Source organism: Pseudidiomarina tainanensis, assembly GCF_004214835.1.
In the GTDB taxonomy this organism is placed as follows: Bacteria; Pseudomonadota; Gammaproteobacteria; order Enterobacterales; family Alteromonadaceae; genus Pseudidiomarina; species Pseudidiomarina tainanensis.
The window spans coordinates 1,047,165-1,060,524 of the sequence record NZ_PIQJ01000001.1; the positions used below are offsets into that span (position 1 = coordinate 1,047,165).

Below are 13,360 nucleotides of genomic sequence, written 5' to 3' on the forward strand. Positions count from 1 at the left end.
AGAATTGAAAGGATAAAAACGTGATAAACGAAATTAAGCAAGACGCCAAGCAGCGTATGGAAAAGAGTGTTGAAGCGCTGCGCTCACAAATTTCAAAGGTTCGCACCGGGCGTGCGCACCCAAGCATTCTAGACGGTATTATGGTGCCATATTACGGCGCTGATACGCCATTGAAGCAACTGGCTAACATTACTGTTGAAGATTCACGAACACTGGCGATTACGGTGTTTGATAAATCTTCAAGCGCTGCAGTTGAAAAAGCCATCATGACCTCAGATCTAGGGTTGAATCCGGCCGCGGCAGGTACTGTTATTCGTGTGCCACTACCGCCACTGACCGAAGAGCGTCGTCGCGATTTAGTGAAAGTTGTGCGCGCTGAAGCTGAGCAGGGGCGTGTTGCGGTTCGCAACATTCGTCGCGATGCGAATAATGATTTGAAAGAATTATTGAAAGAAAAAGAAATCACTGAAGATGAAGAACGTAAAGGCACTGATGAAATTCAGAAGCTTACTGACACTTACATCGCAAAAATTGATGAACTGCTGGCTGAAAAAGAAAAAGATTTGATGGAAGTTTAAGCAGTCATTTGTATTCCACGTTGGTGGAGAGCGCCGTGTCAGGTATACTCGCACGGCGTTTTTTCTTGTATGGCATTACCTATGACAACAACGGAAGTCTCGACAATAAAAATTCCACGGCACGTGGCAATCATCATGGATGGTAACGGGCGCTGGGCGCAAATGCGTGGCAAGCGCCGCACCGCAGGTCATAAGGCGGGCGCGCAAGCGGTGCGTGAAGCAGTTGAATTTGCTCGCAAAAAAGGTATTGAGTCATTAACCTTGTTTGCGTTTAGTAGTGAAAACTGGAAGCGGCCAGAACAGGAAGTTTCAGTGCTCATGGAATTATTCATGACTGTGCTAAAACGTGAAGTCAAAAAACTTCACAAGTATAATGTTCGGTTACGAATCATCGGCGATAAGTCAGCTTTTGGCGAGCGTTTGCAACGACAAATGCACGAGGCCGAAGCATTAACTGCGGGTAATACGGCGTTAAACTTGAATATTGCAGCGAATTACGGTGGTCATTGGGATATCACCCAAGCCGCTCGGAAGTTGGCAGTACAAGTTGAGGCGGGAGAGCTCACGCCAGCAGATATTACCGAAGAAAAACTGGCTGGCCAGCTTGAGTTAGCTGAACAGCCAGTGCCAGATTTATTAATAAGAACAGGTGGCGAACACCGAATTAGCAATTTTCTGCTGTGGCAATTAGCCTATGCGGAGTTTTATTTTAGTAAGGTATTATGGCCAGACTTTGACGATCGTGAATTTGCCGCAGCTATTGCAGACTTTAGCTGTCGGGAAAGACGCTTCGGGCTTACGAGTGAGCAATTACAACAAGCCATTTTAGATACCGACGTGACAACCGGGGATTAGTTTGCTGAAACAACGTTTAATAACTGCAATTATTTTAATCCCATTAGCTTTATATGCGGTGTTTGGGCTGCCATTATTTTGGTTTGCGATTGCCGTGATTGGGTTAATGGCAGCAGGAGCGTGGGAATGGGCGCCACTGATGAATGTGACGCGCACCAGCGCTCGCATTGCATACACGGCGTTTGTCGCGATCTTACTGGGTTGTCTCATGTGGTTAGTGCCACTGAATAAGATTTGGTTAGACGGTGAGCTCGACCCGATTATTTATGCATTAATAGTAATTGGATGCGTCTGGTGGTTGCTGGCGATAGCTCTGGTGATTAATTATCCGAAAAGTCGTCGTGTGTGGTCACGAACTCGTTCAATTGTAGGGGTGTTTGGTTTATTGACCCTCGTTCCAGCATGGGCCGGCTTGGTTGCCGTACGTTCACTAAATTATGCTGAGCAACCGTTGTTTGGCGGTTTTGCGGTATTGTTTGTACTACTTCTTGTGTGGGCTGCCGATGTCGGTGCCTATTTCGCCGGTGTGCGCTATGGCCGTAACAAACTGATGCCAGCAGTGAGCCCAGGCAAAACAATGGAAGGCCTGTGTGGCGGTATCACCTTAGCTTTTGTGGTGATGATGGTATTGGCACATTGGTTGAAAATTCCTGCCGAGCAGTTTAGCGGTTACTACGTAACAGGTTTAGTCACAGTTGTCGCATCCGTATTCGGTGACCTCAATGAAAGTATGTTTAAACGCTGTGCCGGCGTAAAAGACAGTGGTTCATTGTTGCCGGGTCATGGTGGCATTCTTGATCGTATTGATAGTTTAACCGCTGCGTTACCGATTTTTACGCTCGCTTATTTGTGGTTCTTAGCCTGATATGAAGCAACGAGTTACCGTTCTTGGCGCAACTGGCTCAATTGGCCAGAATACTTTAGCTGTGATGGCAAATCACCCTGAGCACTTCGAGCTGTTTGCGGTAACCGCAAACGGTAACGTGACTGATATGGCGACACTATGTCGTCAGTTTAAGCCGCGGGTAGCGGTAATGGCAGATAAACAAGCTGCGCTGCGTTTACAGCAAGAATTAATTGATCTTGACTGCGAAGTTTTAGGCGGTGCCGAGGCCGTTATTGCGGTCGCCGCTGAACCGCAAGTTGATACGGTTATGGCTGCGATTGTTGGGGCAGCGGGATTGCTGCCAACGATGGCGGCCGTTAAAGCAGGTAAACGCGTGCTATTGGCAAATAAAGAAGCGTTAGTCATGTCAGGGCAACTATTTATGGATGCCGTGGCGACGCATGGCGCTGAGCTATTGCCAATCGACAGCGAGCATAATGCGATTTATCAGTGTTTACCGCCAGAAGTGCAACAGCCGTTAGGGCATGCTGATCTCGCTGCAGCGGGCATCCATCAAATTTTGTTAACTGGCTCAGGTGGTCCTTTCCGCGAATTACCGATAAGCCAACTTGCGCAACAAACACCGGCGGCAGCGTGTAACCATCCCAACTGGTCGATGGGACAAAAAATTTCTGTTGATTCGGCAACCATGTTAAATAAAGGTCTCGAGTATATTGAGGCGCGCTGGTTGTTTAATTGTAACAAGCAACAACTACAGGTGTTGGTGCATCCGCAAAGTGTCATTCATTCGATGGTGAGCTATTGTGACGGTTCGGTTATTGCGCAACTAGGTCAGCCCGATATGCGTACGCCGATTGCCTATGGTTTAGGTTACCCGACGCGTATTGAGAGTGGCGTTCAAGCATTGGATTTTCTCCAGCTTAGTGCGCTAACCTTTATGCCTGCTGATGCGGCGCGTTATCCATGCTTGCAATTAGCGATTGATGCGTGTTGGGAAGGACAGTGGGCGACCACCAGTTTAAATGCAGCCAATGAAATTGCTGTTGCAGCATTCTTACAAGAACGTATTCCATTCACCGCAATCGCTAAAATTTGTGATAGTGTGTTACAGCAACTGAACGCAACTGAACTGACAACGGTTGAAGCGTTAATCGATTTAGATACTGAAGCACGCGCCATGGCGCGGCAGCAGGTGGAGCAAGTTTCGTAATGGGCAGTATTATTTGGTCGCTTGGTGCCTTTGTCATCACCCTTGGTATTTTGGTGACCTTTCATGAATTTGGACACTATTGGGTAGCCCGTCGTTGTGGTGTGAAAGTACTGACGTTTTCAGTTGGTTTTGGTAAACCAATTTGGCAACGCCAAGCGCGAGACGGTACCGTGTACCAAGTTGGTCTTATTCCACTCGGCGGCTACGTGCGAATGCTCGATGAGCGCGTAGATGAAGTGCCTGCAGAGCAACGTCATTTAAGTTTCAATTCAAAATCTGTCGCGCAACGCGCTGCAGTCATCGCAGCGGGGCCAATCGCTAATTTCATTTTGGCAATTGCGGTATTGTGGTTAATGTTCCTATTGGGGGTGCCATCAGTGAAGCCGATTATCGGCACCACAGACGCTAACTCAATTGCAGCAGCTGCAGGAATTGAAACGCCAGCCGAAATTGTCTCGGTGGATAACCAACGTACGGCTGACTGGCAACAGGTTAACCTGAACTTGGCGGCAGCACTTGGTAACGAAACTGTGACGCTACAAATCCGCGACGAAAATAATCGCCTGCGTGACTACACGTTAGACATCAAACAGTGGCGTTTAGATGATAACCAACAGCCAACATTTGTGGCGTTGGGCATGCGTCCGTTCCAGCCGGAAGTGTCATTAACGTTAAGTTACGTTGCAGAAAATTCGCCGGCAGCTGAGGCTGGTTTACAGCTTCAAGATAAAATTCTCGGATTTAATGGAACTCCTGTAACTGATTGGCCTCAAACGAGAGACTTAATCATGCAGGCGCCAGGGCAAGTGGTCGATTTGACCATCGAACGCCAAGGCCAGCAGATGGTTGTGACAACGCGTTTAGGTAGTCGCGAAGCAAATGGCCAACAAATCGGCTTTTTAGGGGTTGAACCTACCGTTGCCCCGTATCCTGAAGCCTATCGATTCACCCAACAATTTGGGGTTATCGATGCGCTATGGCAGGGTGCAGAGCGCACCTGGGAATTGATGGTTCTTAGCGTAAAAATGCTGGGTAAACTGGTTACTGGAACCGTTTCGGTAAGTAATTTAAGCGGGCCTGTTGCGATAGCTGAAGGTGCTGGAGCAACAGCGAGCTATGGATTCGTTTATTTTTTAGGGTTTCTAGCATTAATTAGTGTCAACTTGGGCATCATTAATTTGGTACCGTTACCGGTATTGGATGGCGGGCACCTCGCATTTTTAGCCATTGAAGGCGCGAGAGGCAAACCCGTTTCAGAACGTGTTCAAGAAATTTGTTACCGTATTGGCGGTATTCTAATTTTTGCACTCATGGCAATCGCAATCAGTAATGATATTTTGCGATTGTCGCAATGAAACGACATGTACAACATAAAACAATTAAGTAGCACAGAATGACGTTGAAACAGCTGTTTTTAAGCGCCCTCGTTGCAGCGGCGTCACTGCCGGCCCACGAGGCGAGTAGTGCAGAAAATAATTCACAAGTAAATGCCGAAAAATTCGTTGTTGAAGATATTCGGGTGCGCGGTTTACAACGTGTCGCATTAGGTGCGGCGTTAACCTACATTCCTATTCGAGTGGGTGACGAAGTGGATGCGAATCGTATCCGCGCGAGTATTCGTTCTCTCAACTCTGCCGCGTATTTTGAGAATATTATCGTTAAACGCGACGGTAATACGTTGGTGTTTGAAGTCATCGAACGGCCGACTATTTCAAGTATCGAATTTGATGGCAACAAAGAAATTAAAGACGAAATGTTGGAAGAGAGTTTGACCGACAGCGGTATCGTTGTTGGCGAACAGCTTGATCGCACGATGATCTCATCGATTGAAACCGGTCTTGAAGATTTCTTCCATGGCGTTGGTAAATATAACGCGACAGTTGATATCAACGTGATTGAGTTACCGCGTAACCGAGTGCGTCTCGAATTACAATTCGAAGAAGGTGATTCAGCCGAAATTCAACAGATCAATATCGTTGGTAACAGTAGTTTCACTGATGAGCAGTTGCTGGTTGATTTCGAATTAAAAGACCAGTTGCCGTGGTGGAACTTTATCGGCGAGCGCCGCTACCAGAAGCAGCAGTTAACCGGCGATTTGGAAAAGTTGGAAAGCTTTTATCGTAATCGTGGTTATTTAGCGTTTCAGGTTGAATCTGTTCAAGTCAGCATGACCCCAGATAGAGAGGGCGTTTACATTACAATTAATGTGAACGAAGGCGACGTATACGATATTCGCGACGTCAATGTCATTGGCGACCTGAAAGGGCACGAAGAAGTTATTAAACGACTGACTGCTATCGACCCTGGTACGCGTTATAACGCAGAACAAATCACTTTCCTTGAAGATGCGATATCGCGCTATTACGGCCGATTTGGCTATGCGTATCCAGAAGTTCGCGCCATACCAGATATGCAAGAAGGTAGTAACGAGGTTGATCTAACGTTTTCAGTCAATCCTGGTCAACGTATCTATGTTGATAGAATTAACTTCATTGGTAACAACATTACTGCCGATGAAGTCTTGCGTCGTGAAATGCGTCAACTTGAAGGTGCGCCATTAAACGATCAATTGATTGAACAAAGTAAGGTGCGACTTGAACGCCTTGGTTATTTTGAGACCGTCGAAACCTCAACCCGCAAATCAGACACCGAAGATGATCGGGTAGAAGTCGATTTTACCGTAAAAGAACAGCCGTCAGGCAGTTTCAACTTCACCTTGGGTTACGGTGATTATTCAGGTTTCCAAATTGGCCTTGGTTTGTCGCAAGAAAACTTCTTAGGCTCGGGTAACCGTGCTGCCATTAACGTCAATACCAACCGCTATAACAAAAGTGCCTCGGTATCGTATACCGACCGCTACTTAACCAAAGACGGTGTGAGCTTGTCTGGACAGGTTTATATCAGCGAGTTTGATGCCGGTAACCTTGAAAACTATATTCGTTACAACAAAAAACAATATGGTATTGGCAGTTCTATTGGTTTCCCAATTAACGAAGTGACCAGCTTGAATTTCGGTGCAACTTACCGTAACGAGCAAATCAGTAACGTTGATAGTTATGAGCAAGTATCACGCTTCTATCGTCCGTACCTTGATGAGCAAAATCCTAATCTTGGCGTTAAATTCGATATTTTTGAGTTATCGGCGGGTATCAGCCGCGTGACATTGAACCGTGGGATGTTTCCAACGGCAGGTTCATCGAATAGCTTAAGTTTTGAAGTTGCGACGCCAAATAGTGACGTGAATTACTTCCGTACTAACTACGACTATCGTCAATATTTCCCAATTACCGACAGCCATAGCTTTGTGTTTATGACACGCTTACGTATTGGCTACGGTAATGGTTATGGCACCGATGATAACGGTAACGAGTACTTGTTCCCATTTTATGAGAACTTCCGTTTAGGTGGTCGTGATAACTTGCGTGGCTTTGAGGGCAACACCATTGGCCCACGTGCGATTTATCGCTATCCACAAACGATTCCTGGTCAGCCAGGATATGATGGTATTCCAACCGGACTGCCAGCATACCCAGGAGCAGATCAACTCGCGGTAAGCCAATATTCGGTTGGTGGTAACGCGATGGCTGTTGGTGGTCTAGAATTAATTGTGCCAACACCGTTTATTTCTGAAGAGAATAAAAACACGGTAAGAACAAGTTTCTATATCGATGTTGGTAACGTTTGGGATACCGAGTTTGACTACGCAACGTATAGTCAACTCGAGCTCATCGGTAACTCAGAAGCATTGAAGGATTACAGCGAGCCAACGCACTATCGCGCTGCCGCCGGTATTTCTATACAATGGATTTCACCTATGGGACCTATCACGTTATCATTTGGTCGGCCGATTAAATCAGAAGAGACCGATCGTACGCAGACGTTTACGTTCAATATCGGTACAACATTCTAATAAGTATCAAGGAGTTAATAGTGAAAGCTATCGTTAAATCTAGTATCGCAGTGGCTTTGTTGTCATCTGCAATGTTTGCAAATGCTGCTGAAGCACAGCAAAAAATCGGTTTTGTTAGCATGCAAGAAGTTTTTGCGAACTTGCCACAAGCGCGCAACCTTGAACAACAAGTTCAAGACGAATTTAAAGGTCAAATTGACGAAGTGACTAAACTTGAAGAGCAAATGCGTGCTTTGAGTGAAAAAGCACAGCGTGACGCGTCAATCATGTCACCAGCTGAGCGCGTTAAAATGGAACGCGAAATGGAAATGCTCGACACCACTCGTCAACTTAAAATGAAAGCTTTGCGCGAAGACATGGGCCGTCGTGGTAATGAATTACGTGACAAATTGATGACTGACGTGATGCGCAATGCACAAGCTGTTGCCAGCGAGCAAAGCTTTGATGTGGTATTACAAAGCAGTGCATTAATTTACGCCGCTGACTCAGCTAATTTGACTGATGAAGTTGTGAAAAAAATGACTGGTGGAAACTAAGTTAATGCAAACACTCACATTGCAGCAGCTTGCTGACGCAATTGGTGCGCAGGTGCAGGGCGATGCCGCCCTCACGGTAACCGGTGTTGCAACTCTTGCCTCGGCTCAGCCGGGGCAAATTGCCTTTTTGGCGAATGAAAAATATCGAAGTCAGCTTGATACGTCGAAAGCAAGTGCCGTCATCGTGGCTCCGAATATCGAGGTTCCGGCAGGCATGTCAGTTTTGTGCACATCAAATCCATATGCGGGATTTGCGAAAGTTGCGCAGCTGTTAGATACCACGCCAAAGGCTGCTGAAAGCATCCATGCCAGTGCGCAGATTCATCCAAGTGCAAAGATCGGGAAAAATGTCGCCATTGGTGCGAATGCGGTGATTGCTGAAAATGTTGAGCTCGCCGACAATGTAACCATTGGTGTTGGCTGCTATGTCGGCCCTGGTACACGCATTGGCGCGCATACGCAGTTATGGCAACACGTGGTGATTTATCACAACTGCGTGATTGGTGAGCACTGTTTGGTGCACGCCGGTAGTGTGATTGGAGCCGATGGTTTTGGTTGGGCCAATGAAGGCGGTAAATGGATTAAAATTCCACAGCTTGGTCGTGTCGTCATCGGCAATCGAGTCGATATTGGTGCGAGCACGACGATTGATCGCGGAGCCCTAGACGATACTGTGATTAGCAATGGTGTGATTATTGATAATCAGTGCCAGATTGCGCATAACGTGTTTATCGATGAAGATACTGCGATTGCTGGTTGTACGGTATTAGCTGGTAGTTGTCGTATTGGTAAACGTTGTCTGATCGGTGGTGCTACCGCAATTAACGGACATATTTCGATTTGCGATGACGTACAAATCAGTGGTTTCTCAATGGTTATCAAAGAGATTACTGAGCCTGGAGCCTATGCTTCCGGTATTCCAGCTGCGCCACAAAGAGAGTGGCGTCGTAATGGCGCTCGTTATCGTCAGTTAGACGATTTGTTCCAGCGCGTAAAGAAAATAGAAAAACAACTCGAACAATAATTATTCATGTAAAAACGAGGATGACGCTTTGTCTGCAGATGGCGCATTTGATATTAAAGAAGTTCTTCGGTTATTACCGCATCGCTATCCATTTTTGTTAGTGGACAAGGTGGTTGCTTGTGACAATCAATCAACCATTCATGCGGTAAAAAATGTTTCAGTCAATGAACCTATTTTTACTGGGCATTTTCCAGAGAACCCGATTTTCCCTGGCGTATTAATTTTGGAAGCTTTAGCGCAAGCAGCCGGTTTACTTGGCTTCAAGATAACTGCAAGCAGCCCAGGGTCGAATGACCTATACTTGTTTGCAGGTGTCGATAACGCTCGTTTTAAACGTCAAGTATTACCCGGTGATACCATGAACTTGCACGTCACTTTTGAAAAAGAACGTCGTGGTATTTGGGTATTCAAAGGCCGCGCAGACGTTGACGGTGAGTTGGCATGTAGCTGCGATATTATTTGTGCAAGAAGGGAAGTCTAAGTGATTCATCCAACCGCGATTATTGATGACTCAGCCCGCATTGGCAACAATGTCGAAATTGGTCCGTACTCAATTGTTGGGGCGAATGTCGAAATTGGAGACAATTGCGTCATTGGTCCACACGTTGTGCTGCGTGGACCAACGGTTTTGGGCAAAAATAACCGGATTTTTCAATTTGCTTCGGTTGGCGAAGATTGCCAAGATAAAAAGTATAACGGTGAGCCAACACGGCTCGTGATCGGTGACAATAATGTTATTCGTGAATGCGTGACAATTCACCGCGGTACTGTCCAAGACCAAGGCTTAACTCAAATTGGTAGCAATAATTTGCTCATGGCATACGTTCATGTCGCTCACGACTGTATGGTTGGTGATAACGTCATATTGGCGAACAACACGACCTTAGCAGGGCACGTGCATGTTGGCGACTGGGCCATCTTGGGTGGTTTTACCGGTGTGCATCAGTTCTGTCACATTGGTGCGCATGCATTCACCGCTGTTAATTCGGTTGTGGTACAAGATATTCCACCGTATATCATGGCGCAGGGGCATAATGCCGCACCGCGTACGATAAACGCTGAAGGTTTGAAGCGCCGTGGCTTCCAACCAAATCAGATTCTGAATATTAAGCGCGCTTTTAAATTACTTTACCGTCAAGGTTTGACGATTAGTGAAGCTGTCGAAAAAATGCGCGAGCTTGATGCTGACGTTGAACTTACGCCACTGATTGATTTTGTCCAGAACAGTCAGCGGGGCATTATTCGCTAAGCTACGGCGAAGTAATGGCGAAGTAGCGGCGAAGTATCATGACCAGTTCAACAGCTCCTCTCATTGCAGTCATTGCCGGCGAACACTCGGGTGATTTGCTCGGCGCTGGCATGCTTCGCGAACTCCGCAATCGTTATCCTGATGCCGAATTCATTGGTGTCGGCGGTCCGCTCATGCAAGCGCAAGGCCTGACAAGCTTGATTCCGATGGAGGATCTTGCGGTCATGGGTATTGCAGAGGTGCTGGGGAGTTTGTTCAAGTTACTCGGGCATCGACGGTTGTTGGTCAATACGTTTTTAGAGCGCCGGCCAGACGTGTTTATTGGTATTGATGCGCCGGATTTTAATTTACCTATCGCTAAACGCTTAAAAGCTGCAGGTATTAAAACGGTGCACTATGTCAGCCCATCTGTTTGGGCGTGGCGGCAAGGGCGCATTCACGGCATCAAGCAAGCTGTTGATCACGTATTATGCTTGTTGCCATTTGAAAAAGCCTTTTATGACGAACATGAATTGCCGGCAACTTTTGTCGGTCATCCGTTAGCAGACAGCATTCCGATGACCTGGTCAAAGCTGGCGGCACGAGAGCATCTTCAGTTAGCTACTGAGCAGCAATGGATTGGTGTGTTGCCGGGCAGCCGCAAGGGTGAAATCGCACGCATGGCGCCGTTATTTTTAAAGGTTGCTCAACGCCTACACGCAGAGCAGCCCAATTTAAAATTTGTCACACCCATGATCAGCGCTGCTCGAGCCGAGCAGTTTCGAAACTTACAGCAACAGATAGCACCAGATTTACCATTAACCATAATTGATGGGCAATCACGCGACACGATGGCGGCATGTGACGCGCTGTTGCTTACTTCCGGGACGGTGACATTAGAGGCGATGTTAATCAAGCGCCCGATGGTGGTGGCTTATAAATTTAACTGGCTCACTTATCAACTTATCAAGCGATTATTTAAAGCACCATTCTTCAGCTTGCCAAATCTTCTTGCTAACACCCTGTTGGTGCCTGAGTTTGCGCAACATGAAGCGACTGAAGAGAATCTCTGTCAGGCGCTGACAACGCAGTTACAACCTAGCGCTGAGCAAACCATCACTCGTTTTACTGAGCTCCATGAACAGTTACAGCAGCGCGCAGACATGCTCAGTGCGGACGTGGTTAGTCAGCTATTAAACAGCTGAATTAGGCTTCAACCGTAACAATAGCTCCATCTAAATTCGATTTTTTCGAATATAAAGCCGTGATTTTCTCAATAATCATTCGATTACTTACCCGTTATACTCCTTTTTAAGATTTTAAAATGTTTTAAGGAGAGCGTCATGGGATTACTCGTAGACGGCAAATGGCAAGATAAATGGTATGACACCGATAGCACTGGCGGGAAGTTTGAACGCAGTGCAGCGCAGTTTCGTAATTGGATAGAAGCGGATGCGTCGGCAAGATTCCCAGCTGAATCAGGTCGTTATCATTTATATGTAAGTTATGCGTGCCCTTGGGCGCATCGGACTTTGATATTTCGCAAACTGAAGCAATTAGAAGATCATATTTCGGTATCTGTGGTACATCCATTGATGTTAGAGAATGGCTGGGAGTTTGCTGAACAACCGTTGCATGACGAATTATATAATTTAGAGTTTTTGTATCAGCTATATCTGAAAGCCGATGCGAACTACAGTGGTCGCGTCACTGTGCCGGTGCTGTGGGACAAGAAAGAGCAAACGATTGTGAGCAATGAATCTGCTGACATCATTCGTATGTTTAATAGTGCGTTTAATGATCTCACGGGCAATACGTTGGATTTTTATCCAGCGGCCTTGCACAGCGACATTGATGCGATTAATGACATGGTTTACGACCGCGTTAATAATGGTGTTTATAAGTGTGGCTTCGCAACCGCACAAGCGGCTTACGAAGAGGCATTCGACGCCCTGTTTGATGCGCTCGATTCGCTTGAACAACGTCTTGCTAGCCAACAATTCTTGGTAGGCGATACCTTAACGGAAGCCGACTGGCGGTTATTTACAACCTTGGTACGTTTCGATGCGGTTTATGTGGGGCACTTCAAAACCAATAAGCGACGCATTGTTGATTATCCGAATCTTTGGAATTACGTGAAAGCATTGTACCAAGTGCCAGGTGTGGCGGAGACCGTGGTGATGGACCATATCAAACAGCATTATTACGGTAGTCATCATATGATCAATCCAACCGGCGTGGTTCCAGTTGGACCACAACTCGATTTTTCTGCATCGCATACGCGTAAAGAGGTGGTGTTATGAGTCAGGTTATTCTAAGTCGTCACCGTGGTATGCCAGCCCAAGATGGCGCTGGGGTGAAGCTTACGCGAATTGTGAATCAACCCAGTTTGCGTCATCAAGACCCGTTTTTAATGCTGGATGAGTTTCGTTCGGATAATCCGAATGACTATATTGCTGGCTTTCCACCGCATCCGCATCGTGGTTTTGTTACGCTAACTTACATGTTAGCTGGACGTATGGAACATAAAGACTCGAACGGCAATACAGGTGTGGTTGAGTCTGGCGGTGCACAGTGGATGAAAGCCGCGCGTGGTATTATTCATGCTGAAATGCCAAAGCAAGAAGATGGTTTGATGTGGGGTTTTCAGTTGTGGATCAATTTGCCGGCTGCACGCAAAATGGAAGCGGCAGATTGGGCTGATTATCCGCAAGATAAATTGGCTCATATTGATTATGAAAAAGCACAGGTTCGGGTCATCGCGGGCGAGTTTGACGGTGGCATCGGACCAATTCAACAACCTGAACAGCGCTTCTTAATGCTCGACGCGCGATTGGAACCGAATGCCAAGGTGACAATTCCGAGTCAACAGCAAAAAACACGTTTAGCTTACGTGTACGCCGGTGGCGTGACTATCAACGAAAGTGCGGTTGCTCGTGGTGAGTTGGTGCGATTGAATGATACTGACGATTTGCATATTGTCGCCGCAGAGGGTTCTGCCGGTGTTATTATTTTAGCTGGTGAACCGATTGGTGAACCAATTGCCCAATACGGGCCATTTGTAATGAATTCACAGGCTGAGATAGAGCAGGCATTGCGTGATTATCAAGCAGGTAAACTGACTGCGTAGACGCAGTCATTGTAGAAATTTGTGTGCCTTATAAGGAGATGT

The 13,360-nt window shown here is 46.6% G+C and carries 13 protein-coding genes; all 13 read left to right on the plus strand.

Going from position 1 to position 13,360, the window contains the following annotated elements; translation table 11 throughout:
• Nucleotides 1–56: 56 nt before the first annotated feature.
• The 13 genes from frr to CWI82_RS05230 all read left to right on the plus strand — a co-directional run bounded on the left by frr (nt 57) and on the right by CWI82_RS05230 (nt 13,318).
• Nucleotides 57–578 carry a ribosome recycling factor gene (frr, locus tag CWI82_RS05170; protein WP_407681423.1) on the plus strand — a complete coding sequence of 174 codons (522 nt, stop codon included), beginning with the start codon at nt 57–59 and terminating at the stop codon, nt 576–578.
• 81 nt (nt 579–659) lie between these two features.
• Entirely contained in the window at nt 660–1,433 is a 774-nt protein-coding gene (gene uppS, locus CWI82_RS05175) for a polyprenyl diphosphate synthase (RefSeq protein WP_130202855.1), read from the plus strand.
• 1 nt (nt 1,434) lies between these two features.
• Nucleotides 1,435–2,298 carry a phosphatidate cytidylyltransferase gene (locus tag CWI82_RS05180; protein WP_130202856.1) on the plus strand — a complete coding sequence of 288 codons (864 nt, stop codon included), beginning with the start codon at nt 1,435–1,437 and terminating at the stop codon, nt 2,296–2,298.
• A 1-nt stretch (nt 2,299) separates the two neighbouring features.
• Nucleotides 2,300–3,490 carry a 1-deoxy-D-xylulose-5-phosphate reductoisomerase gene (ispC, locus tag CWI82_RS05185; protein ID WP_130202857.1) on the plus strand — a complete coding sequence of 397 codons (1,191 nt, stop codon included), beginning with the start codon at nt 2,300–2,302 and terminating at the stop codon, nt 3,488–3,490.
• Complete coding sequence (gene rseP / locus CWI82_RS05190; protein WP_130202858.1) at nt 3,490–4,845, plus strand: sigma E protease regulator RseP; 1,356 nt, start codon at nt 3,490–3,492, stop codon at nt 4,843–4,845. Before ispC ends, rseP begins: the two co-directional genes overlap by 1 nt.
• Before the next feature lie 38 nt (nt 4,846–4,883).
• Nucleotides 4,884–7,400, plus strand: coding sequence for an outer membrane protein assembly factor BamA (bamA, locus tag CWI82_RS05195; RefSeq protein ID WP_130202859.1), 2,517 nt, complete (start codon nt 4,884–4,886; stop codon nt 7,398–7,400).
• 20 nt (nt 7,401–7,420) lie between these two features.
• A complete protein-coding gene (locus tag CWI82_RS05200; protein ID WP_092855258.1) occupies nt 7,421–7,936 on the plus strand; it encodes an OmpH family outer membrane protein in 516 nt (171 codons plus the stop codon).
• A 4-nt stretch (nt 7,937–7,940) separates the two neighbouring features.
• Nucleotides 7,941–8,960 (plus strand): UDP-3-O-(3-hydroxymyristoyl)glucosamine N-acyltransferase, encoded by a 1,020-nt coding sequence (gene lpxD / locus CWI82_RS05205; RefSeq protein ID WP_092855256.1) that lies wholly within the window; start codon nt 7,941–7,943, stop codon nt 8,958–8,960.
• Between the two features lie 28 nt (nt 8,961–8,988).
• The gene (gene fabZ / locus CWI82_RS05210; protein ID WP_092855254.1) at nt 8,989–9,441 is read left to right on the plus strand and encodes a 3-hydroxyacyl-ACP dehydratase FabZ; all 453 of its coding nucleotides are present in this window, start codon (nt 8,989–8,991) and stop codon (nt 9,439–9,441) included.
• Entirely contained in the window at nt 9,442–10,209 is a 768-nt protein-coding gene (lpxA, locus tag CWI82_RS05215) for an acyl-ACP--UDP-N-acetylglucosamine O-acyltransferase (RefSeq protein WP_092855251.1), read from the plus strand.
• A gap of 38 nt (nt 10,210–10,247) precedes the next feature.
• Nucleotides 10,248–11,393 carry a lipid-A-disaccharide synthase gene (gene lpxB / locus CWI82_RS05220; RefSeq protein WP_092855249.1) on the plus strand — a complete coding sequence of 382 codons (1,146 nt, stop codon included), beginning with the start codon at nt 10,248–10,250 and terminating at the stop codon, nt 11,391–11,393.
• 138 nt (nt 11,394–11,531) lie between these two features.
• Nucleotides 11,532–12,491, plus strand: coding sequence for a glutathione S-transferase family protein (locus CWI82_RS05225; protein ID WP_130202860.1), 960 nt, complete (start codon nt 11,532–11,534; stop codon nt 12,489–12,491).
• Entirely contained in the window at nt 12,488–13,318 is an 831-nt protein-coding gene (locus CWI82_RS05230) for a pirin family protein (RefSeq protein WP_092855244.1), read from the plus strand. Before CWI82_RS05225 ends, CWI82_RS05230 begins: the two co-directional genes overlap by 4 nt.
• Nucleotides 13,319–13,360 lie beyond the last annotated feature (42 nt).

Coding starts and splice junctions, on each gene's coding strand:
- CWI82_RS05230 (WP_092855244.1), top strand. CDS start 12,488: ATGAGTCAGGTTATTCTAAGTCGTCACCGTGGTATGCCAGCCCAAGAT.
- CWI82_RS05225 (WP_130202860.1), top strand. CDS start 11,532: ATGGGATTACTCGTAGACGGCAAATGGCAAGATAAATGGTATGACACC.
- uppS (WP_130202855.1), top strand. CDS start 660: ATGACAACAACGGAAGTCTCGACAATAAAAATTCCACGGCACGTGGCA.
- lpxB (WP_092855249.1), top strand. CDS start 10,248: ATGACCAGTTCAACAGCTCCTCTCATTGCAGTCATTGCCGGCGAACAC.
- frr (WP_407681423.1), top strand. CDS start 57: ATGGAAAAGAGTGTTGAAGCGCTGCGCTCACAAATTTCAAAGGTTCGC.
- ispC (WP_130202857.1), top strand. CDS start 2,300: ATGAAGCAACGAGTTACCGTTCTTGGCGCAACTGGCTCAATTGGCCAG.
- rseP (WP_130202858.1), top strand. CDS start 3,490: ATGGGCAGTATTATTTGGTCGCTTGGTGCCTTTGTCATCACCCTTGGT.
- bamA (WP_130202859.1), top strand. CDS start 4,884: ATGACGTTGAAACAGCTGTTTTTAAGCGCCCTCGTTGCAGCGGCGTCA.
- lpxD (WP_092855256.1), top strand. CDS start 7,941: ATGCAAACACTCACATTGCAGCAGCTTGCTGACGCAATTGGTGCGCAG.